A 21902-nucleotide genomic window follows, 5' to 3' on the forward strand; every position below is an offset into this window, starting at 1 on the left:
CACCATCCGACAGTGAATCCGGGGGAGAGCTTCCAGGGGGGAGATGCACCGGTGCACAAAGGATCGCAGCTCGCAGTATTCCTCGAAAACCTGCATTGGTCGCCGGAGCGGCTGGCGCGGGAAATCAATCGGCGATACGGCGAGGGCACCGTCAGCCTCAAGGCCCCCTACGGGTGGGCGAAGGGGGCGTATCCCCGGGGTCAGGTTCCTGGCTTTGTCGCCGCCATCCTCTCGGATCAACTGGGCAGAACGATCGATATCAGCCATATCTGGCCACAGCGCTTCCCGGCCCCCGAACCGGGCGGTGTCGGTGATCCGGCGCTCGGGCCCCCGTGGTCGGAGGAGCACGTCGGCCGCATCCTGCGACCGCTCCTGGACCGGGAGGAGGAGAACGGGGAACCGTGGCCGAGTGAGCCGGTGCCCGGTGCCGTGCTGGTCTCTCTCGCCGTGGACTGGCTGACGGCCGAGAGTCGGCTGGTCTCGGCCCGGTCGGAGGGGGCCGAGGTCTCCACGGAGATGGTCGACATGCTCAGCAGCCGGATCGCACGGCTGCGCACCGTGAGCACCACGGAGGACACCACCCTCGTCATGAACTGGGTGGTGCACGAGCTGCGTTGGGCGCTGCGGATGACCGAGAGCACCGCCTACGACGCACCGACGGGGAGGCGGCTGTTCGGGGCCGTCGCGGAGCTGGCGCAGCTCGCCGGATGGCTGGCCGAGGACCTGGGTCAGTACGTCCGGGGCCAGCACTATCTGCTGGGGGCCCTGCGCGCGTCCGACCTCGCCGGCGACCGGAATCTGGGGGCGTATGTCCTGTCCTGCCTCAGCTATCAGCTCACCAAGTGCGGCAACGGGCAGGACGCGCTGCGGCTCGTCAAGCTCGCGGACGTCGGTATGGACGACGCCGTACCCGGCATGCCGCACTCGCTGCTGGCCTCGCGGGAGGCGCGGATGTACGCGCACTTCGCCGACGATCCGGCCGCGCAGGCCGACCAGGCGGGTGCCCCCGTCCGGCCGGTCGGTTCGCCGGGGACCTCCTCGGTGGGCCATGTCCGGCTGCGGGACGGTGAGGGCAGGCTGCCGCGGCCCGGGTCGCGTATCCACGCTCCCGTCATCGGTGCGCGATCCGGTGCGGTGACATCGCCGGGCCGCGGCCTGAGCCCGTGCAACTGCGATCTGTGACAACCGGTTCGTGACCGGAACCGGTCACGGCCTCTTGTCCGGGGACGACATCGGCACGTTGTCCGGCGACGGCATCGGCGCGCTTCCCGTACGGCCGATGCCGTCCCCGGAACATGGCGGGTTATGGACTGCGCTCAGGCGGCCGAGTCGGGCAACCGCGGTGGGGCGGGCGGCAGATCGAGGTAGCCGCCCAGGGTGTGTGTCCCGGACGGCGGGCGTGCCGTCGGCCGGTCGGCGTCCCCGTCGGCGGGAGCGAGATAGCCGGCCAGCGTGTAGGTGCCCTCGTCGGCCGGACCGCGCCCCGCGGGGAACGGCGTGACCGCGTCCGGGGCGGCGAAGTCGCGCGCCCCGTGCAGCCATGCCACGTAGTCGTGCAGTTCGTTCGCCCCCATGGCGGCCAGCGTTTTGTTGCGGGCGACAGCCGTTTCGCCCCTGGCGTGCCACAGTCCGATGCTGTCCCGGGCCGTCCGGTGCACGCGTGCGGTGCGCTCCCGGCGGGCTTCGTTGTAGCGACGCAGCTGCGCGCTGAACCGTTCGGCCGGGCAGTTCAGCAGCTCACCGAGGACCACCGCGTCTTCCAGAGCCATGCAGGCGCCCTGCGCCGCGTAGTGCAGCATCGGATGGGCCGCGTCGCCGAGCAGTGCGACCCGGCCCTCGGTCCAGACGTCCACCGGTTCGCGGTCGACCAGCACCCACGCCTTCCACTCCGTGCCCAACGCGAGGAGCCGCTGCGCGGTGTCGCACAACTGGGCGAACTGCTCGCGTACTTCCGTCTGCTGCACCGCCACTCCGGAGAACACCTCGGCCGGCTGGTTCTCCACGCTGGGCGCCAGATTGAGCAGACTGCCGCCCGCGATCGGATAGTGCACGAAGTGCCGGCCAGGACCCGCCCACCAGGTGACGGACCGGTGCCGCAGGTCCGGGGGTACGCGGTCCATCGGCACCGTCGACCGGTAGACGGTGATGCCCGCGTTGCGTGGCCTGCCGTCCCCGACGAGCTGTGCGCGTACGGCGGAATGCAGCCCGTCGGCGCCCACCAGGGCGTCGGCGGTCAGGGCGCTCCCCTGCCCCAGGAGCACCCGCACGCCCTGCCGGGTGTGGGTGTAGCCGACGACGGGAGAGGACGGGCGCAGCTCGATACGGTCGCTGTCCCGGCACGCCCGCAGCAGCAGCCGGTAGAGCTCGCCGCGGTGAACGACGACGTAGGGGTTGCCGAAGCGGGAGCGATAGCGCTCGTCGAGCGGCATGCTGACGACATGCGCGCCGGAGAGCCCGTCCATGAACCGCAGTTCCTCGACCGGTACGGCGATCTCGGCGACGGCCGCGGCCAGGCCCAGCCGGGCGAGCGCGTGCATACCGTTCGGAGCGAGCTGGATGCCCGCGCCGAGCTCCGCGAACTCGGCGCCGCGCTCGCACACCACCACGCGGTGTCCCTGCGCCGAGACGCTGAGCGCCGTGGCCAGGCCGCCGATGCCGCCTCCGGCCACGGCCACCGTCGTCATGCCCGGCCCCCGGCCGCGGGTCCGCCGGCGGACAGTACCGGGGCACGCCGGTCGCCCGTGCCGCCATCCGCTCCGACGAGACGGGCCAGCTCCAGCCGTTTGATCTTGGTGGTGGCCGTCTGCGGCAGGTCCGCCTGCCGCCACTGCACCGGTGGGGCCATCCGCGGCAGATCGGCCACCGCCGCCTGCCAGGCCACCGGGTCCAGGGGACGGTCGTCCTTGGTGCAGACGACCGGCAGAGGCAGCCCGTTCTCCGCCTCGATGATCACCACTTCGGACAGCTCGGGGAGCCGGGAGAACAACCGGTCCTCCACCGACAGGGTGCTGCCGAAGCCGGGGATCTCGTCGACCTCCCGGTCGAGCAGATGCAGGCATCCCCAGCGGGTGCGGTAGCCCAAGTCGCCCATCCGCCACCAGCGTTCGGTGGCCTGCTGCGCGAACCGCTCCGGTTCACCGAGATAGGTGCGGATCCTGCCGTCGCTGCTCACCTCGATGTACCCGGGTGAGGCGGCGGTGGGCCGTTTGCCGTCCCGGCTCACCACCCGTACCCCGGTCATACCGGGGAACGGGATCCCCACACAGCGTCCGTCCGCCTGGGGCGAGCGGCGCTTGCCGTAGGAGCGGGCGACGCTCGGGCCGACCTCGCTCTGCCCGTAGATCTGGCCGAACCGCGGGAAGCGGCGCTGGGAGGCCCCGATCAGGGTGTGCACCGTGCGGGGGTGCAGGGCGTCGAACGTACTGCTGAAGAACTTGACGTTGGACAGCGGCTGGAGCGGGTCGGAGACGAGCTGTTCCCAGTCCAGGTAGGTGTTCGGGTGCGCCTCCAGTACGGCGGGGCGCAGCCGGGCGAACAGCGGGGCGACCTGCTGCGGGTCCGGGTTCGCCAGCACCGCCACCGGAAACCCGCGCAGCAGCGAGATGGCGAGTGCGGTGAACAGCCGCGAGTGGACGAACGAGACGTGGATGGCCACCGGCTCGCGCCGGCGCAGCAGTGCTGTCGCCAGCGCCTGCGGCCGGTAGCGGGCTTCGAGGCTGAAGGCCGTGTGGACAGCCAGCTTCGGGAGGCCCGTGGTGCCTGAGGTGTGGGTGACCAGGGTAGGGTGCTCCGGCGGCAGCTCCAGCGCGGGGACCCGGGGCGCCCCGGCGAACTCGGCGAGGGCGGTGGCACGTTCATGGGTGCCGGAGGCCAGCAGGACGCGACGGCTGAGGGTGAAGACCTCCCCGGGCAGCGAGTCGGTCAGCTTCGCCTCGTCGGTGAGCAGGTACGGGCGGTCGACGCGGCGCAGCAGTGCGGTGACCGTCTCCCCGTCCAGGTGGGGTGACAGCAGGACGGGGACGGCGCCGATCCGCGCGGCCGCCACCGCGAGCAGCGTGATGTCGAATGCGTTGCTCTTGTGAACGACCAGATGGTCGCTCGGCCGTACTCCGGCGCGCCACAGCCGCGAGCCGAAGTCGCTCACGAGATCTGCGACGTCGGTCATCGTCAGGCTTCGCCCCCGGTCCGGAGCGATGTCCAGATCGTGATCGAGGAGCAGGACGTTGGTCGGATAGCGGGCGGCCGCCCGGTCGAACAGCGTGCCCAGCCGGATGCCGCGATTTCCTATGCGTTGGAGAAACATGCGTCAACCTCGATGCGATTCTGCCGGCGTATGGAAGGGGTCAGGACTGTTCGACGACTTTCCTGAGGCGTTCGACGGTGGCGGCCATGTCGGATTTCACCTTGGCCCCCCACTCCGTGAAGAAGGCCTTCTTCTCGTCGTCGTTCATCCGGGAGGTGATCCCCGCGATTCCCTCGGTCGGTGATCCCATACGGAAATGGTGGGTGAGCGCGGTGCCGCCGCCGGGCGCCGGGCGAAGCGTCCAGCCCCAGACGCTGTCCTGGGCCCGGCCGGCCTCGGTGCGCATCGCCCAGCAGAAGCGGTGGGCGGGTTCGGCCGTGACGACCTCGGCTGTTGTGGTCCATGCGCCGCGGACGACCGGGGCCCAGGCGACCACGTCGGGGCTGCGGTGGTTGTGTCCCCGGAACACCGAGCCCAGGGCGCCGGGAGTGCCCTCGATCCATTCCCCGCCGGTGCATTCCTCGCTCCACTCGCGAGAGCGCGGCAGATCGCTCACCACGGAGTAGACGAACTCGGGGCTCCTGGACAGCTGGGCCTCGACGCTGATCTCGAAGAGCGGCTCACTCGATTCTGTGGCGTTCATGGGGGAATCCTCCGCGTGCTTTTTCAGCGCGGGCAAGTAAACGGGGTACGGGTTCGTCAGGTTCCGTCTCCGGTAAGAGCGCCGGGCCTTGTTCGCGAGCGGCCGGCGGAGCCTGTCGCCTGCCATTCGACCAGGGCCAGGCCCGCTGCCATGCCGCCGCCGAACCCGGCGAGCACCACCAGGTCGCCGGGGGCCAGCGAGCCTGCGGCCCGGTCCAGGGTGACCGGCACGGACGCGGCGCCCGTGTTGCCGAGGAACCGCACCGTGGTGTGCGTGTGCTCGGGCAAAAATCCGAGTTGCTCGGCGAGGGCTTCGATCATGCGCCCGTTGGCCTGGTGCGGGACGAAGTGCGGGCGCCGGGTGCGGTCCGGCAGATGGCGGTCCAGGAAGGAGCGGATCAGTGGCCCGACCCGGCTCTCCACGAAGCGGCGTACCGCCGGGCCGTCCATCGTGAAGTAGTGCAGGCCCTGTGCGACGGAGGCGGGTGACGCGGGTATCCGGGAGCCGCCGGCCGGCACGCTGATCAGGTCCCGTTCCTGCGGGAAGGTGGCCAGCTCGGTCGCGAGGACCCCGCCGGTCGTGGTGGGTCCCAGTACGACGGCTCCGGCGCCGTCCCCGAAGAGTACGACGGTCCGGCGGTCGGCGGGGTCGAGCGTACGGGAGTAGATGTCGGCGCCGACGACGACGGCGTGTCCGCCCGTGCCGCGGATCATACGTTCCGCGGTGACCAGCGCGAAGACGAAGCCGCTGCACACCGCGTTGAGGTCGAACGCCGGTGTGCCCGCGGACACGCCGAGTTCGGCGGCGACCGCGGCGGCGGTCGGTGGTTGGGGCGAGTCCGGGGTGGAGGTCGCCACGAGGACGAGGGAGATGTCCGCGGCGCACACCCCCGCGTCGTCCAACGCCGCACGTGCGGCCATGGACGCCAGATCGGAGGTGGCTTCATCGGCTTTGGCCCAGCGGCGTTCCCTGATGGCGGTCTTCCGGGTGATCCATTCGTCCGTCACACCGGCCGGCGCTCCGACCTCGTCGTTGGTCACGACCTTTCCCGGGAGACAGGAACCGGTGCCGAGAATTCCGACGGTGTCCGCGTCATGGACCGGTACTGCACGACTGGCCATGATGACTCATTTCAGCTCGTCGCCGCGCGGCATTCCCGGCGGGGAGTACGCGCGGCGTCCGGTACGAAAAGCTTTGTGTGGCACCGTAATCGGCGCCGCGAGTGTGCCCCCAGACACTGCGGTAACAACTGTCAGCTCGAGCCGCCCGGCACGCCTGTCGATGTGCCGGGGCCGGGCGGAGAAGTTGACAGACTTCCCGGCCGGTACATCGACGTTCTTCCCGCCAGGGCCGTACGTTGAGCGCCGAGGTGGCGGCCGTCCGAACAAGGGATATTCATGGGGACAAGTAATTCCGCAGCAGCCCAACCACCTTGGGCCAGCGCCATCGACGTGCATCACCACGTCATTCCGGAATTCTATGTCGAGGAACTGGGGAAACTCGGGTTCGCGTCCACGCTGCCCGGCGTCGACAAACCCCGGTGGGAGATCGGTACGAGCCTGTCGATGATGGACCGGCAGGGCATCCGGGCGGCTGTGGTCAACGTCTGGCCGGGAGTGCCGGCCGTGGACGCCGCGACGGGCGCCCGGCTGGCCCGCCGGGTCAATGAGTTCCTCGCCGAACTGACGGCCGCACACCCCGGCCGGCTCGGGGCGTTCGCGGTGCTGCCGCTGCCGCATGTGGATGCCGCGCTCGACGAACTCGCGTACTGCACGGACGTCCTCGGCCTGGACGGGGTCGGTCTGGTCACCCATTACGGCGGGGTGTATGTGGCGGATCCGGCACTGGACGCGTTCCACGCCGAGGCGGCCAGGCGGGGTACGCCGCTGTTCGTCCATCCCACGGCGCCTCCCGTCGACCAGCCGGCCTTCGGACTGCCGGTCTCGCTGTGCGAGTTCCCGTTCGAGACCGTCCGGCTGACCGCTCAGCTGCTGTACAACCGCACGCTGGAACGGCATCCGGGGCTGCGGATGATCCTGTCCCACGGTGGCGGCGGGGTGGCCTACTACGCCGCACGGCTGGCCTGCGGTCCGCTGATCCGCGCCGATCTGGCCGAGCGGCTGCCCGCGGATCCGATCGGGTATCTGCGGCGCCTCTACAGCGACACCGCGATGGTGGGCGATCCGCACGCCTTCCCCTCGGTGCGTTCGTTCACCGGAGCCGACCGGCTCCTCGTCGGCTCCGATTTCCCGTTCATGCCCGAGTCCTTCAGCGCGGACGGCGGCCGCTACATCGCCGAACAGGGCGGGTTCACAGCGGACGAACTGGCACGCATCGAGTTCGGCAACGCCGCCGGGCTCTTCCCACGATTCGCCAACGACAAGCAGGAGGGCCGTCAGCTTGCTCGATGACACCATAGTCACCGCATATCTCGACCGCATTTCGGCGCAGCGTCCGGCGCGAGCCGATCTGGAATCGCTGCGGAATCTGCAGATGCGTCATCTGCTCTCCGTGCCCTTCGAGAACCTGGGCTATCACCTGGGTGAAGAGATCCACATGGACGAGCGGGTCGTCGACAAAGTCGTCAAGGAGCGCCGGGGCGGCGGCTGTTACGAGGTCAACCCGGCCCTCTCCTTCCTGCTGGAAGCCCTCGGCTATGAGGTCTCCCTGCTGCCGGGCAGGGTGTGGATCAAAGGTGAGCTGACCGCCCCGCTGTGCCATCTCGCCCTCAAGGTACGGACAGCGGACGGCAGCACCCGGCTGGTCGATGTGGGCTTCGGCCGCAACAGCCTGTACCCCCTCGCGCTGGATACGGACGAGGTGCAGGAGGACCCGCACGGCCGCTTCCAGGTCGTCGCGGCCGACGACGGCGGTATCGACGTACGGCTGAACGACACACCGCAGTACCGGGTGTACGACATTCCGTGCCGTATCTCCGACTTCGGGCCCACTCTGTGGTGGTACCGGACAGCCCGCGACTCGCCGTTCTTGCAGAACCTGTTCTGCTCGATGCCCACGGAGAACGGCCGGATCACCCTGAAGGAGGACCAGCTCACCCGCATCGTCGGCACCGAGCGGGAGAGCCGGCAGTTGTCCGGCGAGGAGGAGATCCGCGAGGCGTACGACAAGTGGTTCGGGATCAGGCTGGAGCGGCTGCCTGTGAAGGCCTCCCAGGGCAATACGGTGCCCATGTCGTTCGACTGACGGCGCGCGGCCGGGAACCACAAGCGCTCCGCCCCCGGGACGACATCCCGGGGGCGGAGCGCTGCGGCGTTCGGCGGGCCGGTCGGGTCAGGCCGTGCCGGAGGGGTTGGAGACCAGGTACCGCCAGTACCCGTCCGCTCCCCTGCGGGCGATGTCGGTCGCCGTGCCCTCGATGTGCACCGGGATGCCGTCAGGCCCGGGGCCGTCATGGACGAAATCGTTGATCAGCAGCGCGGTGTCGCCCACCACATAGACGTGGCGCAGCGCGACAGTGATCGGCACCCGGTCGCGCACCACCGCGGGGAGCGCGGCCCGTCGTCGTTCGCCCGCGGACATCTCACCGGGCCGTACGACGTGCACGGCTTCAGGCTCGAAGAGGGCGTCGAGAAGTTCGAGATTCCGTGCGTTGAAGGCGTCCGCGAAGACATAGGGCAGATCGGCCGGCTCGACGGGCAGGCCCGCGCTGTGCTGTATGTCATTCATGAGGCGAGTACAGCAGCCGGAAAAACCCGGCGGACAGCTGCGGGACCGTTCTCTGTCAGCTTCGCGCTTTCATCCGGTAATGCCGTGGGGTGCGGACACCGGACCTGACAGATGACGGGGACGAACGTGGCTTCGTCTTTCAGGGGACCGGCATGATGCAGGGGTCCGCCGTGCGCCGGTATTTCTGAATCGGTCGACAAGGAGCTTCACTTGACCACGCTCACTCTGCTCTTCCATTCCCGCAGCGGAAACACCTATCAGCTGGTGGAAAAGGCCGCGAAAACTGCTCTGGACGCGGGTGCGGAAGTACGCGTCCGCAAGGTGCCCGACCTGCCCGATCCGATGATCCTCGACAAGTCGGCGTACGCGGAGCTGTCTACGGCCACCGCCGATGTCCCGGACGCCGGGCTGGACGATCTGCTCTGGGCCGACGCGATCATGGTGGGGACGCCGGTGCACTACGGTCTGCCCGCCCCGCAGATCATGAACTTCATCGACCACACAGGGCCTGTCGCCATCCCCGGCAAGCTGATGAACAAGGCGGTGTCCGCTTTCGCCTCCGGCTCCATGCCGCACGCGGGCCAGCAGGCGGCGATCCTCGCCCTGCACAACGCGTTCTGCCACTGGGGAGCGGTGATCGTGCCGAACGGCTCGGCCGCCGCCGTGCTGCACCAGCCGGGCAACGGGGCGCCGTACGGCACCGGCACCATCTCGCGCCATGTGGCGAACAACGTCACCGAGGACAACCTCGGCGCCATCGAGTACCAGACGCTGCGCACCCTCCAGGTCGCCGGCGCGCTGAGCCGCGGGCTGCAGCCGGAGCCGAAGATCACCATGGTGAGCGATGAGCGGCTGCGCACATTCGGCCTGGACATCTGACGGGGCAGGCATGACTTTCCGCGACTCCCCATGGCCCGAGGGCACGCCGTGCTGGGTGGAGGTGCGGGTGGCCGAGCCTGTCCGCACCAGTACGTTCTATGCGGCGCTGTTCGGCTGGACGTTCTTCGATCACGGCGCCGAGTACGACCACTATCTGACGGCGCGGCTGGACGGCCGGGCCGTCGCCGACATCGGCCCACGGCCCGCGACGGAGGCGGCGGACGCACCCCCGGCATGGCTGGTCTGCTTCGCCGCCCGGAGCGTGGACGCGGTGGCGGCGAAGATCGTCGATGCGGGCGGCAAGGTGCTGCTGCCGCCCGACGACGTCGGCACGCACGGCAGGTTCGCGGTGGCGGCCGATCCGGCCGGAGCCGAGTTCGCGGTCTGGCAGGCGTACGCGTATCCCGGCGCGGAGGTCACCGGAGTGGCCGGGGCCACCGTGTGGCACCACTGCGCGAGCCAGGACGTCGAGGCGTCGCTGGCCTTCTACGCCGAGGTTTTCGGCCACACGGTGACGCGCTCGCCCGCCGGCCAGGGCGCGGGTTGCACCACGCTGGACCTCGACGGGCGCCCGGTGGCAAGCGTGGGCGAGCCCTCCCCCGGGTCCGGCCACGCCGCGCCCTCCCGTTGGGAGGTCACCTTCGGGGTCGGGGACCTGGCAGCCGCCCTCACCCAGGTCACCGAGCTGGGCGGAGCCACCCTCGACGGCCCGTTCGAGACCTCGCACGGCATGTGCGCCCGGGTCACGGACGCCCAGGGCACAGCGTTCGACCTGCTCGAAGTCTCCGCGGACGGCTGACTTCCGGCGGCTCGGGGCGCTCCGCCGGGGGGCTCGGTTCCGGTTCCACCGAGCCTCTGCGGCGCCCCGAGCCGGGCCCGTAGCGCCGCATGGCACCGGGGCAGCCGACGCCGGGTCAACCGCCCGCGCCCGCCCTCTCGACCGGTGCCGGGTGCCATCCGGCCGAGTCCCAGAACCGGAGTTGGGCCGCCTTCGGGAGGGCTGCCACCTGCGGCCCCGCGGCGCCGCCGAGCCGCAGCGTGTTGGCGCCGTCAGGTGTGAAGGCGGGCCATTCCGGGGCGTGTTCGCTGCGCGGCACCCCGGTGTGCGCGAAGGATGCCACCAGGTCCATCAGGGTGGCGGAGAGCCGTCGCTCCCCGGGTCCGTCGCCGAAGATCTCCCGGTGCTGCGGAAGCCCGTGGGTACCGAACAGGAACGGTGACGTCGCCTCGTGCGGAGTGCCGAATCCGGGTGGGCGTACGGCGTGCTCGAAGTGCATGAGGAACCGAGGCGCCCGGCTCTCCCTGGCTCCGCGCTCGGCCAGCCGCACTATCTGGTGGCGGAACATGCTGTCGCCGACGATCTCCGCGAACAGCGAGACGGGGTCGCTCCCCCTCCCCTCCTCCCGCGCACACGCTCGGTAGTGCGCGACGGTCTCCGCGACGAGCTGCTCCGACCGGCCGGCGCCGCCCATGCGCAGGTGAGCGCCCACCATGGTGTGCAGCTCGGCGTCGTCGCACGGGTGCGGGAGCGCACCGGCCGTGTAGAAGGAGCCCTCCGTGGCGGTCGTGACGACCAGCGCGGGCAGATCGGGTACCGGCCGGTGGATGTCGTACGCGGGCACCAGTTCACCGTCCACCACGGGTCCGCGGTATCCCCGCCCCGACGCCACCGGGTGGCCGTCCGGAGCGTTCGCGAAGTAGTCCTGCCAGGCGGTCAGCAGGCGCTCGGCGTCCACGGTGCGCAGCCCGGGCACATCGACGCGGAGCCGCCCGGCCAGCGCCTCGAAGGCCGTACGGGCGTCCGCCGGTTCCAGGGCGTAGGCGGGGGCCCAGACGTGACCGGCGCTGATCGGGACGATACGGCGGATCGCGCCGCGCAGCCGCGGCAGAAGCGCCAACTGCCAGACGCTGGAGCCGCCGGCGGACGTACCGCACAGCGTGATGTTCTCCGGGTCGCCACCGAAAGCGGCGATGGTGGTGCGCACCCACTCGACCAGGGCGATCTGGTCCTGCAGGCCCCAGTTGGCACACAGCTCCGTGCCCGGATCCGCCAGCTGCTCGTGCAGCCCGAAACCGAAGGGCCCCAGACGGTAGTTGAAGGTGACCACGACCAGGTCGCCGTGTGCGGCGAGCCGGGCGCCGTCGAAGGTCGGGCTCGCCGCGGTGCCCGCCTGCCAGCCGCCCCCGTGGATATAGACCAGCACCGGTCGGCTGCCCCGGATGTCCGGGGTCCAGATGTTGGCGTGGACGGTGTCCTCGGTGCCGATCGGAGCGCGTATCGGGGCGGTCACCGGGGCGGGCGCCGAGGGCTGGACGAAGGCCCGCGGTTTCCGGTCCGCGGGGCGGATGCCGTCCCACGGCGGATGCGGCCGGGGCGAGGCGAACCGCAGCGGGCCGGTCGGCGGGGCCAGGTACGGGACGCCGAGGAACGCCGCCACGGTTCGGGGCCTGCCCGGGGACCCGGCGGTCGGACCCGGCGCGGTCACCGTGCCGCGCAGTGCTCCCGCGCGGGTGTGCGCCACCGGTGGTGGCGGCTGCGGCTGTGCTGCGGATGTCATCAGCGGCCCCTGCGGTGTGGGTTCCGGAATCCGTCACACGATCGCAGCGCGAAAAATAAGGACCAAGGCAATCGGCCGTGATCTGTCAGGTGTGCGTCACCGCGGGGATTCCCCCGGCAATTGACAGACTTTGGCTGACCTGACGAACAGGTTCACCACATCTTGGTCCGAACCCACCCAGGCCCCAGGGTGGAGGCGTGCCCGCCTTATTCATTTCGGACCGATATCCAGGCGATGACCGATGCCGGGCGACGGCGCGGAAATGCCGTGACCGACTCGGGTCGCCGTGCGAAAGCTGGAGCCGGCATTGACAAGGGACATGCTGCCAATTCCGCTGGAAAAGGCAAGACAACAGCCGGACTGGGAAGACCCGGCGCAGGTGCAGCGCGCCCGGGAGACCCTGGCCGACCGCCCCGGACTCGTCGAGGCGACCGACGTGCGCGCGCTGCGTGCCCGGCTGGCGCTCGTCTGCGAGGGCGCGGCCGAGGTCGTACAGGCCGGTGACTGCGCCGAGGACCCGGCCGACTGCACGGCGGACCATGTCGCGCGCAAGGTGGCGGTGCTCGACCTGCTCGCCGGTGCGATGAAGCTGGCCGGCAGGCGCCCGGTGCTGCGAGTGGGCCGGATCGCGGGCCAGTTCGCGAAGCCACGGTCGCGGCCGACCGAGCGGTGCGGCAACGATGAGTTGCCCGTCTACCGCGGACACCTGGTCAACGGTCCGGCTCCGGAAGCCGAGGAACGGCGCCCCGACCCCCTGCGGCTGGTCACCGGGTACATGGCCGCCGCCGACATCATGGCCCACCTCGGCCGCGGCCGCGCCGCCGGTATCGACCAGCCGGTGTGGACCAGCCACGAAGCGCTGGTCCTCGACTACGAGGTTCCACTGTTGCGCCGGACCGCCGAGGGAGAGCTGCTGCTCGCCTCGACCCACTGGCCCTGGCTCGGGGAGCGCACCCGCCAGGTCGACGGGCCGCATGCGGCGCTGCTCGCCCAGGTGGTCAACCCGGTCGCCGTCAAGGTGGGCCCCTCGATGGAGGCCGCCGAACTGCTCGCTCTGTGCGCCCTGTTGAACCCGGAGCGGCAGCCGGGGCGGCTCACCCTGATCGTCCGGATGGGCGCAGGGACGGTGGCCGAGCGCCTGCCCGCGCTGGTACGCGCCGTGCAGTCGGCCGGCCATCCCGTGGTGTGGCTGACCGATCCTATGCACGGCAACACGGTGACGACCAGCGGCGGCTACAAGACCCGTTTCGTACGGACGTTGCAGCGCGAGATCCGCGAGTTCCGCGCGGTGCTGGCCGAGGCAGGCGCGTTCCCCGGCGGCGTGCATCTGGAGACGACGCCCGAGCAGGTCACCGAGTGTGTCCTCGACGAGTGGGAGGCCGAGCGAGCCGGTGGGGTCTACACGAGCTTCTGCGACCCCCGGCTCACCGTCGACCAGGCACTCGACGTACTGAGTGTGTGGGGCGAGACCGGAACACCGGCGATGGCGGCCGAGGTGTCCGCGACGCGGCAGGCGACAGGAGGTTGAGATCAATGGCAGCAACGACCCGAGGCGCCGGCACGGGCGGGGTGGCCCTCGTCACCGGCGCCGCCGGAGGGATCGGCCGAGCCGTGGTGCGTGCCCTCGCCGAGCAGGGCACGACTGTGGCCGCCGTCGACCGGGACGGCGACGGGCTGCGTAAGCACGTCGCCGAACTGGCCGGCTCCGGCCTGACGGTGACCGCGTACCCGGCGGACGTCACGGACGCCGCCGAGGTCGAAGCGACGGTCGCGGCGGTCGAGGAACGGACAGGACCGGTGGAGTATCTGGTCAACGCGGCGGGGCTGCTCCGTATGGGCGAGGTGCGCAGCACCAGCCCGGGCGACTGGGCGGAGATGTTCGCGGTCAACGCGGGCGGTGTCTTCCACATGTCCCGCGCCGTGGTGGAGCGGATGGCGCCGCGGGGCCGCGGCGCCCTGGTCACGGTCGCCTCGAACGCGGGGGCGACACCGCGGGCCAGGATGGCCGGATACGCCGCCTCCAAGGCGGCGGCCACCATGTTCACCAAATCGCTCGGCCTGGAAGTGGCCCGGTACGGGATCCGCTGCAACGTCGTGGCACCCGGTTCGACCGAGACGCCGATGCTGTGGTCGATGTGGCACGACGACAGCGGGCGCGCGCACACCGTCCAGGGCAACGCCGACGACTTCCGGGTGGGCATCCCGCTCGGCAAGACGGCGCGCCCCGAGGACGTCGCCGCCGCGGTGCTCTTCCTGCTGTCCGACCAAGCCGGCCACATCACACTGCACGACCTCACGGTCGACGGTGGCGCCGCTCTCGGCGCCTGAACGGAACCTGAGAGGAAACGACATGCCCGGGATCCCCGACATCCCCGCGTACCCGATGCCAGGTGAACAGGACCTGCCGACGAACACCGCGCGCTGGACGGTGAATCCGGATCGTGCCGTCCTGCTGGTGCACGATATGCAGCGCTACTTCCTGCGCCCGTTCGCCGAGGAGCAGCGTCGCGAGCTGGTCCGCAACGTCGTTCTGCTGCGCGAGCGGTGCGCGCGCCTCGGTATCCCCGTCGCTTTCACGGCACAGCCCGGCAGTATGACGGCGGAACAGCGCGGTCTCCTGAGCGATTTCTGGGGGCCCGGCATGCGCCTGGACCCGACCGACCGGGACATCGTCGACGAGCTGGCGCCGCACCCGGACGACTGGCTGCTCACCAAGTGGCGCTACAGCGCCTTCTTCCGGACCGACCTGCTGGCGCGGATGCGGGAGCACGCTCGTGACCAGCTCGTCGTCTGCGGCGTCTACGCCCATATCGGGGTGCTGGCGAGCGCCATCGAGGCGTTCACCCACGACATCGAGACCTTCATGGTGGCCGACGCCGTCGCCGACTTCTCCGCAGAGGAGCACCGGCTCGCCCTCGGCTACGCCGCACGCAGGTGCGCCGTGGTGGCCACCACCAGGGGGCTGCCCGCCGACGACGGCGCCCTCGTCGGGTACGGAGCCGCCCCGGCAGGGCGGGCCGCGTGAGCACCCGGGCGGTGACCGACCCGGCGCGAGCGCTGCTGGACCGGGTGCTGGCGCCCTCCCCTCCCCCGTTCGCGCTGCTCTACCGGCCGACGGCGAACGGGCACGACCAGGTGGACGTTCTCACGGGCCCGGTGCACGCCGTTGACCGTATCGCCGACCTGCCGGTGCCCGCCTCGGCACAGGGACCGGCCGGCGCGGATGTACTGACACTCGTGCCCTACCGGCAGCTCGCCGAGCGCGGCTTCCCCGCCCCGGACGACGGGGAGCCGCTGCTGGCCATGACGGTGACGGAGCAGGCCGCGCTGCACCGGGCGGAGGTGCTGGAGCGGATCGGGGACGTGCCCATCCGGCTCGGCGACGGGCATTTCGACATCGACGACGACGCGTACGCGGAGCTGGTGCGCCGGGTACTGAACGAGGAGATCGCCGCGGGAGCCGGTGCGAACTTCGTGCTGAAGCGCCGCTTCCTCGCCGACATCACCGACTACACCCCGGCCACGGCAGCCGCGTTCTTCCGGCGGCTGCTGGCCGGGGAGGCCGGTGTCTACTGGACGTTCCTGATCCACACCGGCGACCGCACCCTGGTGGGAGCCACTCCGGAGCGGCACCTCAGCCTGGCGGACGGTACCGCGGTGATGAACCCGATCAGCGGCACCTACCGCTACCCGGCCGACGGGCCCACCCTGTCCGGCGTGATGGACTTCCTGGCGGACCGCAAGGAGACGTACGAGCTCTTCATGGTCGTGGACGAGGAACTGAAGATGATGTCCCGCTTCTGCGACACGGAAGTCCGCGTCGTGGGGCCGTTCCTGAAGGAGATGGCGCGGCTCGCCCACACCGAGTACGTCATCGAGGGGCGTACCGGGCGCGATGTGCGGGAGATCCTGCACTCCACCCTGTTCGCCCCGACCGTCACCGGGAGCCCGCTGGAGAGCGCGAGCCGGGTCATCAGCCGCTATGAACCGGAGGGGCGGGGCTACTACAGCGGCGTCGCCGCGCTCATCGGCCGGGACGGTCACGGCGGTCGCACACTGGACTCGTCCATCCTCATCCGCACCGCCGACATCACCTCCCGCGGCCGGATGGCGATCGGGGTGGGCGCCACCCTGGTCCGCGACTCCGAGCCGGCCGCCGAGGTGGCGGAGACCCGCGCGAAGGCGACCGGACTGCTCACAGCGCTGCGTGCGGAGCCCGCGGGCCCACTGGCCCGGCATCCCTCGGTGCGGTCTGCGCTGCGGGCGCGTAACGAGGACATCGCGCGCTTCTGGCTGCACGGGCCGGGGCCCGCCACGGCCGGCCACCGGGCACTGAGCGGGCGGCGGGTGCTGGTCGTCGACGCCGAGGACACATTCACCTCGATGATCGCCCATCAGCTGAGGTCGTCAGGGCTTGAGGTGACGGTGTGCCGCTTCGACGAGCCCTATGAGTTCGCCGACCACGACCTCGTCGTCATGGGCCCTGGCCCCGGCAGTCCGCTGGAGGTCGGCGAGCAGCGGATCGCCCATCTGCACGCCGCGGTGGGCGAGTTGCTGGCCGAGCGCCGCCCGTTCCTGGCCGTCTGTCTCAGCCACCAGGTCCTCAGTCACCGGCTGGGGCTCCAGGTGCGCAGGCGGGGCACTCCTCACCAGGGGGTGCAGAAGGACATCGAGCTGTTCGGGCGCCGGGAGCGGGTGGGTTTCTACAACAGCTATGTGGCGCGCAGTTCGTCCGATCTGCTGAGCCCGGCCGGTGTCGGCCCGGTCGAGGTCTGCCGGGACCCGGAGACCGGCGAGGTGCACGCACTGCGGGGCCCGCACTTCGCCGGTGTGCAGTTCCACGCCGAATCGGTGCTCACGCACGACGGGGTGCGGATCCTCGGAACGCTGCTGGCCGATGTGCTCGACGGTGCGCGGGATCCGGTGGGGTCGTGACCGGAGGGCGGGCCTGCCGTCCCGCACCGGTGTCGTCGTCGGTGGCCGCATCGGTGGCCGCGTCGGTGCGGGCGGCAGGCGGCGATGCCGGTGCCGTCCGTGCCTTACAGGCTCCCCGGCGGCATGGCCCCTCCCCGATCGTCACGCGGTCGTCAACGCGACCCGGCGCCCGTGCAGTTCGCCCGTCTCCAGCATGCGGTGTGCCTCCGCGGTGGCGCTCAGCGGGAGGACCCGTACCTCGCGCGGGCGGAGTCGGCCGCCGGCCAGCAGCCCGTTGACGCAGCGTGCCGCCTGCGCGAGCTCATCGGCGGTGGCCCCGGTGATGGCGAAGCCGACCACCGACCTGTCCGCCACGTAGAGCGGCCCGGCGGGCAGCACCGGGGTGGTGTGCAGCCCCGCGAGCAGGACGACGCGACCGCGGCGGGCCAGCAGGCCGACGGCAGTGCTGAGATCGTTGACGCCCGCCGCGTCCGCGTAGACATCCACTCCTTCCGGGCACGCGCGTGCCAGCCGCGCGCCCAGGTCGTCCCTGTCGGACTCCACCACCACATCGGCGCCCAGGTCACGGCAGTACGCGGCGTCCCGGGCGCGGGCGACGGCCACCACCCGGGCGCCCTCTCTGACCGCGATGACCACCATGGCGGCGCCGACGTTGCCCGCCGCGCCGATGACGACCACGGTCTCACCGAACCGGAGCCGGCCATGGGTCACCAGTCCCAAGTACGCCGTAGCGGCCGGGTGCACGAGCGTCACAGCGGTGTGCGGGGCAACACCGTCAGGCAGCCGGTAAAGCCGCTCCGCCGGGACCGCCGCCCGCTCGGCCGCCGCGCCCTGCCGTCCGGAGTGGCCAAGGCTGTTGCACCACACCCGCTCGTCCACCTCGAATCCGGTGACCTCGCTGCCCACCGCGGCGACCCTGCCGACCAGATCGCGGCCGACCACGAACGGAAACTCGACGGGCGTGTCCACAGCGCCGGACCGTATGAACGTGTCGACGTGGTTGGCGGTCGTCGCCTCGACGTCCACCAGCACATCGTGGGCGCCCGGCCGGGGATCGGGGAGCGCACCGAAGCGAATGAAATCTGCCGGGCCGAACTCATTGATGTACGCAGCAAGCATGCTGGGTATTCTCCCAAGCAATTCCACGGCGAGCCCCCGTTCGGCCGATCTGCGAGGGGGATCTGTCAACTCTCTTTTCGCTGCCCGTGGTCACATCGGCGCACTTGACTGATTACCCCGGCCGGCATTGCCGAAGTGCGCGCGCTCTTTCAGTATTCGGGCGTGCTCTGCCAACAATGCCCGCCCTTTGTGTGCGGGCCCAGCGCTGCCACGCGCCCACGGCGATCCGGAGTGCAGAAGGAGTGCTCACATTGAATGCGACGGCGCACGAGATTGCGGTCATCGGCGCGGGCCCTCGCGGACTCGCCGTACTGGAGAGGCTGTGCGCGAACGAACGGGCGCAGCCGTCACATCCGCGGGTACTCGTCCACGTCGTCGACCCCGCACCGGCCGGCGCGGGCGCGGTGTGGCGCACCGGCCAGTCGCGGCATCTGCTGGCGAACACCGTCGCCTCGCAGATCACCGTCTTCACCGACGTGGCCTCCCGTATCGCCGGGCCGGTCGAGCCGGGCCCGAGCCTGTACGCATGGGCCAGATCGCTGCCCGCGCCACCTTCGGACGGCGCGCCCCCGTCGGACAGCGCGCCACCGCCGGACGGATCGCCGGCGCCGGACGGCCAGGCCACGGAAGGCGGATACGACGCCGCCACGCTGGCCGAGGCCCGGTCGCTGGGTCCGGACTCCTATCCGACGCGTGCTCTGTGCGGGCGGTACTTCGCCGACTGTCTCCGCCGTGTCATCGACGGCGCCCCGTCGCACATGGAGATCAGGGTGCACCGGTCGCGTGCCGTGGCCATGGCCGACACCTACGGATATCCGGGAGGGCCGCAGGGCGTGCGTCTGGAGAACGGGACCCGGCTCAACCATCTGGACGCCGTCGTACTCGCGCAGGGCCATCTGCCGACCCGGCCGACGCCGCACGAGGAGCGCATCGCGAGCCTTTCCCGGATCAACCACCTGACCTACTTCCCGCCGGCCAACCCCGCGGACGCCGATCTCGACGGCATCCCGGCCGGGAAGGCAGTGTTGCTGCGCGGCCTGGGACTGTGCTTCTTCGACTATCTGGCCCTGTTCACATCGGGCCGCGGCGGCGTGTTCGAGCGGGTCGACAGTGAGCTGGTGTACCGGCGCAGCGGCAACGAGCCTGTCCTGTACGCCACTTCCCGCCGAGGGGTGCCCTTCCACGCGCGCGGCGAGAACGAGAAAGGCGCGCACGGCCGGTATCTGCCACGCCTGCTGACGGCCGACCATGTGGCCCACCTGCGGTCCGGCGCCGGACGGGAGCGGGCCGGGCTGTCCTTCATGCGGGATCTGCGGCCGTTGATCGCGCGCGAGGTGGAGACCGTCTACTACGAAACGCTGCTCCGGCGGCGGCTGTCCGCCGACGTGGCGGCACGGTTCGCCGCCCGCTATCTGACCTGCCCCGACGCGGCGGCCTGCGGTGCCGTGCTGGACGCGTACCGTATCCCGGCGTCCGAGCGGTGGGACTGGAAGGCGCTCGCCGACCCCGCGCGGACGCGGACGTTCGCCGACCGTGACGACTTCCGGGCCTGGCTGCTCGGCCGGCTGGCGGACGATGTCCGCCACGCCCGCGAGGGGAATGTCGGCGGACCGGTCAAGGCCGCGCTCGACGTGCTGCGCGACCTGCGGAACGAGGTGCGCCTCGCGGTGGACCACGGCGGCCTGGAGGGCCTGTCCCATCGGGACGAGCTGGAGCGGTGGTACACCCCGCTCAACGCCTTCCTCTCCATCGGCCCGCCGCCGCAGCGCATCGAGGAGATGCGCGCGCTGCTGAAGGCCGGTGTCCTGGAGCTGACCGGGCCCGACACCCGGATCAGGATCGACACCCGGGGCCCGGCGTTCGTGGCCGACTCCGAGACCGTTCCCGGCCCGACCCTCCGCGCCGAGGTGCTCATCGAAGCCCGCCTCCCGGAGCCGGATCTGCGGCGTACGGCCGATCCGCTGCTGCGGCACCTGCGGCACACCGACGCGTGCGCCCCGTACCGGATCGGCACCGCCGACGGCGGCACATACGAGACGGGCGGACTGGCGGTGACCGAGCGGCCCTACCGGCTGGTCGACGCGCGCGGGCGGGCGCATCCGCGCCGCTTCGCGTACGGGGTGCCGACCGAGGCGGTGCACTGGGTGACGGCGGCCGGGATCCGGCCCGGCGTGGACTCCGTGACACTCGCCGACGCCGACGCCGTCGCCCGGTCCGTCCTCACCCTGGGGCCGAGCGCCCAGGCGACCGACGGGGCTCCCGGGAGCCCGCACGGGGAGGTCCTGCTGTGAACGACCGCTCCCCGGCGGGCACTTCACCGGATCCCGCCCCGCACACCCTCGACGCGGGGCTGCTGTCCCCGGTCCGTGCGGGTACCCCGGTCGAGCTTGCCGTCTCCGACACGGCGTGGCTGCAGGCCATGCTGGACGCGGAGGCCGCGCTCGCCCGCGCGCAGGCCGCGCTCGGTCTCGTACCGCCGTCGGCCGCCGAGGCCATCACCGAAGCCGCACGGGCCGAGCGGCTCGATCTGCGCGCGCTGGCGGTCCACGCACGCGAGAGCGCGAATCCCGTGGTCGGTCTTGTCGGGGCACTGACGCGTACGGTCGCCGCCGTGGACCCGGAAGCCGCCGCATATGTGCACCGGGGTTCGACGAGCCAGGACATCTTCGACACCGCCGCGATGCTGGTCTCCCGCGACGCCCTGCGGCTGTTGCGGGCGGATCTGGCCCGGGTCGCGGACGCGCTCGCCGGTCTCGCCCTGGAGCACCGCGACACGGTGCTGCCGGGGCGCACGCTGGCACTGCACGCCGTGCCCACGACGTTCGGACTCAAAGCCGCCGGATGGCGGCAGTCGGTGCTGGCCGCCGACACTCGCGTGGCCGCCGTGCTGGCCGCCCTGCCCGTCTCGCTCGGCGGCGCCGCGGGCACCCTGGCCGGATACACCGAGCACGGCGCCGACCCGGAGCGCCTCGTGGCGGAGTTCGCCGCCGAGACCGGGCTCGGCATTCCGGGGCTGCCGTGGCACACCCTGCGCACTCCCCTGGCCGACCTCGCCGCGGCACTGGCCCACTGCGCCGGGGCGCTGGGCAAGCTGGCGGTGGACGTGCAGTCGCTCACCCGTACCGAGGTGGGCGAGGTGGTCGAGCCGTACGTACCCGGACGCGGCAGCTCCTCGGCCATGCCGCAGAAGCGGAACCCGGTGCTGGCCACGCTGATCCGGAGTGCCGCACTCCAAGTACCGGCGCTCGCAGGTGTGTTGAACCAGTGCATGCTCTCCGAGGACGAACGCTCGGGCGGCGCGTGGCATGCGGAGTGGCAGCCGCTGCGGGAGTGTCTGCGGCTGACCGGGGGCGCCGCGCATACGGCGGTGGAGCTGACGGAGGGGCTGGTGGTACGGCCGGAACGGATGCGCGCCAACCTCCGGCTCACGGGTGGTGCGATCGTCGCCGAGCGGCTCGTGGCCGCGCTCGCCCCGCTGCTGGGAAAGGCCGCCGCCCGGGAACTGCTGACCCGGGTCACCGGGGCGGCCGACCGGGACCGGCGCCCCCTGGCCGAACACCTTGAGGCGGCCCCCGAGTTGGCGGGCCGGATCAGCGCGGATGAGCTGCGCCGGCTGTGCGATCCGGCCGGATATCTCGGAGACGCGCCTGGTCTGGTGACCCGGTCACTGCGGTCGGCGACGACATCTGACTGTTAGCTGACAGTTCCTGACCGCGTTTGCGGCTCTCCTGACTCCGCCGGGTCGTTTGCACTCGGCGGGTCCGGGTCTTGACTGGCCCCCTCTCCGTTGTGCCGGTGAGGGGGTGCCCCTGCCTGTCGGTCGCGGACTGCGGGCTCG

General features: G+C 71.3%; 18 protein-coding genes. 11 read left to right on the forward strand and 7 right to left on the reverse strand.

Annotation, left to right across the window (positions count from 1 at the left end):
• Positions 1-51 precede the first annotated feature (51 nt).
• Positions 52-1182, forward strand: a complete 1131-nt coding sequence (locus ACQEU8_RS04570) for a hypothetical protein (RefSeq protein ID WP_433097045.1) — start codon at positions 52-54, stop codon at positions 1180-1182.
• 134 nt (positions 1183-1316) lie between these two features.
• On the opposite strand, the gene ACQEU8_RS04575 is transcribed toward ACQEU8_RS04570, so the two are convergent.
• Genes ACQEU8_RS04575 through ACQEU8_RS04590 form a run of 4 tightly spaced genes read right to left on the reverse strand, consistent with a single transcriptional unit; the run spans position 1317 to position 6007 of the window.
• Positions 1317-2684 carry an FAD-dependent monooxygenase gene (locus ACQEU8_RS04575; protein ID WP_433097046.1) on the reverse strand — a complete coding sequence of 456 codons (1368 nt, stop codon included), beginning with the start codon at positions 2682-2684 and terminating at the stop codon, positions 1317-1319.
• On the reverse strand, positions 2681-4303 hold the full coding sequence (locus tag ACQEU8_RS04580; RefSeq protein ID WP_433097048.1) for a class I adenylate-forming enzyme family protein: 1623 nt from the start codon (positions 4301-4303) through the stop codon (positions 2681-2683). Before ACQEU8_RS04580 ends, ACQEU8_RS04575 begins: the two co-directional genes overlap by 4 nt.
• A 40-nt stretch (positions 4304-4343) precedes the next feature.
• Positions 4344-4886: an SRPBCC family protein gene (locus tag ACQEU8_RS04585; RefSeq protein WP_433097050.1), complete on the reverse strand. Its 543-nt coding sequence runs from the start codon at positions 4884-4886 to the stop codon at positions 4344-4346.
• Between the two features lie 56 nt (positions 4887-4942).
• Positions 4943-6007, reverse strand: a complete 1065-nt coding sequence (locus tag ACQEU8_RS04590) for a 3-oxoacyl-ACP synthase III family protein (RefSeq protein WP_433097053.1) — start codon at positions 6005-6007, stop codon at positions 4943-4945.
• A gap of 330 nt (positions 6008-6337) precedes the next feature.
• Here ACQEU8_RS04590 and ACQEU8_RS04595 point away from each other — a divergent pair, with 330 nt between their 5' ends.
• Both ACQEU8_RS04595 and ACQEU8_RS04600 read left to right on the forward strand, forming a co-directional pair.
• Entirely contained in the window at positions 6338-7297 is a 960-nt protein-coding gene (locus ACQEU8_RS04595) for an amidohydrolase family protein (RefSeq protein ID WP_433097055.1), read from the forward strand.
• Complete coding sequence (locus ACQEU8_RS04600) at positions 7287-8090, forward strand: arylamine N-acetyltransferase family protein (RefSeq protein ID WP_433097057.1); 804 nt, start codon at positions 7287-7289, stop codon at positions 8088-8090. Before ACQEU8_RS04595 ends, ACQEU8_RS04600 begins: the two co-directional genes overlap by 11 nt.
• A gap of 87 nt (positions 8091-8177) precedes the next feature.
• On the opposite strand, the gene ACQEU8_RS04605 is transcribed toward ACQEU8_RS04600, so the two are convergent.
• The gene (locus ACQEU8_RS04605) at positions 8178-8573 is read right to left on the reverse strand and encodes a YybH family protein (RefSeq protein WP_433097059.1); all 396 of its coding nucleotides are present in this window, start codon (positions 8571-8573) and stop codon (positions 8178-8180) included.
• A gap of 210 nt (positions 8574-8783) precedes the next feature.
• Here ACQEU8_RS04605 and ACQEU8_RS04610 point away from each other — a divergent pair, with 210 nt between their 5' ends.
• Complete coding sequence (locus ACQEU8_RS04610; RefSeq protein ID WP_433097061.1) at positions 8784-9452, forward strand: flavodoxin family protein; 669 nt, start codon at positions 8784-8786, stop codon at positions 9450-9452.
• Positions 9453-9462: 10 nt separating this feature from the next.
• On the forward strand, positions 9463-10251 hold the full coding sequence (locus ACQEU8_RS04615; protein ID WP_433097063.1) for a VOC family protein: 789 nt from the start codon (positions 9463-9465) through the stop codon (positions 10249-10251).
• A gap of 115 nt (positions 10252-10366) precedes the next feature.
• On the opposite strand, the gene ACQEU8_RS04620 is transcribed toward ACQEU8_RS04615, so the two are convergent.
• Positions 10367-12010 carry a carboxylesterase family protein gene (locus ACQEU8_RS04620; protein ID WP_433097065.1) on the reverse strand — a complete coding sequence of 548 codons (1644 nt, stop codon included), beginning with the start codon at positions 12008-12010 and terminating at the stop codon, positions 10367-10369.
• Between the two features lie 319 nt (positions 12011-12329).
• Between ACQEU8_RS04620 and ACQEU8_RS04625 the strand changes: the two genes are divergently transcribed.
• The 4 genes from ACQEU8_RS04625 to ACQEU8_RS04640 are packed head-to-tail and all read left to right on the forward strand — an operon-like array spanning position 12330 to position 16945.
• Positions 12330-13538 (forward strand): 3-deoxy-7-phosphoheptulonate synthase, encoded by a 1209-nt coding sequence (locus ACQEU8_RS04625; protein WP_433097067.1) that lies wholly within the window; start codon positions 12330-12332, stop codon positions 13536-13538.
• A gap of 5 nt (positions 13539-13543) precedes the next feature.
• On the forward strand, positions 13544-14338 hold the full coding sequence (locus ACQEU8_RS04630) for a 2,3-dihydro-2,3-dihydroxybenzoate dehydrogenase (RefSeq protein ID WP_433097069.1): 795 nt from the start codon (positions 13544-13546) through the stop codon (positions 14336-14338).
• Positions 14339-14360: 22 nt separating this feature from the next.
• Entirely contained in the window at positions 14361-15035 is a 675-nt protein-coding gene (locus ACQEU8_RS04635; protein ID WP_433097071.1) for an isochorismatase family protein, read from the forward strand.
• Positions 15032-16945 carry an anthranilate synthase family protein gene (locus ACQEU8_RS04640; RefSeq protein WP_433097073.1) on the forward strand — a complete coding sequence of 638 codons (1914 nt, stop codon included), beginning with the start codon at positions 15032-15034 and terminating at the stop codon, positions 16943-16945. The genes ACQEU8_RS04635 and ACQEU8_RS04640 overlap by 4 nt, the downstream gene beginning before the upstream one ends.
• Before the next feature lie 141 nt (positions 16946-17086).
• Here the strand turns inward: ACQEU8_RS04640 and ACQEU8_RS04645 are convergent, their stop codons facing one another.
• Entirely contained in the window at positions 17087-18064 is a 978-nt protein-coding gene (locus tag ACQEU8_RS04645) for an NADPH:quinone reductase (RefSeq protein ID WP_433097075.1), read from the reverse strand.
• Between the two features lie 251 nt (positions 18065-18315).
• Here ACQEU8_RS04645 and ACQEU8_RS04650 point away from each other — a divergent pair, with 251 nt between their 5' ends.
• Together ACQEU8_RS04650 and pcaB are read left to right on the forward strand one after the other, a co-directional pair.
• Positions 18316-20355: an FAD/NAD(P)-binding protein gene (locus ACQEU8_RS04650; RefSeq protein WP_433097077.1), complete on the forward strand. Its 2040-nt coding sequence runs from the start codon at positions 18316-18318 to the stop codon at positions 20353-20355.
• Positions 20352-21761 carry a 3-carboxy-cis,cis-muconate cycloisomerase gene (pcaB, locus tag ACQEU8_RS04655; RefSeq protein ID WP_433097079.1) on the forward strand — a complete coding sequence of 470 codons (1410 nt, stop codon included), beginning with the start codon at positions 20352-20354 and terminating at the stop codon, positions 21759-21761. Before ACQEU8_RS04650 ends, pcaB begins: the two co-directional genes overlap by 4 nt.
• The last annotated feature ends 141 nt before the right edge of the window (positions 21762-21902 follow it).

This window comes from Streptomyces sp. CA-250714 (assembly GCF_050936705.1).
In the GTDB taxonomy this organism is placed as follows: Bacteria; Actinomycetota; Actinomycetes; order Streptomycetales; family Streptomycetaceae; genus Streptomyces.

What these genes read in the sequence shown, in the direction of transcription:
- ACQEU8_RS04625 (WP_433097067.1), top strand. Translation starts at nt 12,330, where the DNA reads ATGCTGCCAATTCCGCTGGAAAAGGCAAGACAACAGCCGGACTGGGAA.
- ACQEU8_RS04585 (WP_433097050.1), bottom strand. Translation starts at nt 4,886, where the DNA reads ATGAACGCCACAGAATCGAGTGAGCCGCTCTTCGAGATCAGCGTCGAG.
- ACQEU8_RS04590 (WP_433097053.1), bottom strand. Translation starts at nt 6,007, where the DNA reads ATGGCCAGTCGTGCAGTACCGGTCCATGACGCGGACACCGTCGGAATT.
- ACQEU8_RS04615 (WP_433097063.1), top strand. Translation starts at nt 9,463, where the DNA reads ATGACTTTCCGCGACTCCCCATGGCCCGAGGGCACGCCGTGCTGGGTG.
- ACQEU8_RS04575 (WP_433097046.1), bottom strand. Translation starts at nt 2,684, where the DNA reads ATGACGACGGTGGCCGTGGCCGGAGGCGGCATCGGCGGCCTGGCCACG.
- ACQEU8_RS04645 (WP_433097075.1), bottom strand. Translation starts at nt 18,064, where the DNA reads ATGCTTGCTGCGTACATCAATGAGTTCGGCCCGGCAGATTTCATTCGC.
- ACQEU8_RS04620 (WP_433097065.1), bottom strand. Translation starts at nt 12,010, where the DNA reads ATGACATCCGCAGCACAGCCGCAGCCGCCACCACCGGTGGCGCACACC.
- ACQEU8_RS04635 (WP_433097071.1), top strand. Translation starts at nt 14,361, where the DNA reads ATGCCCGGGATCCCCGACATCCCCGCGTACCCGATGCCAGGTGAACAG.
- ACQEU8_RS04580 (WP_433097048.1), bottom strand. Translation starts at nt 4,303, where the DNA reads ATGTTTCTCCAACGCATAGGAAATCGCGGCATCCGGCTGGGCACGCTG.
- ACQEU8_RS04605 (WP_433097059.1), bottom strand. Translation starts at nt 8,573, where the DNA reads ATGAATGACATACAGCACAGCGCGGGCCTGCCCGTCGAGCCGGCCGAT.
- ACQEU8_RS04630 (WP_433097069.1), top strand. Translation starts at nt 13,544, where the DNA reads ATGGCAGCAACGACCCGAGGCGCCGGCACGGGCGGGGTGGCCCTCGTC.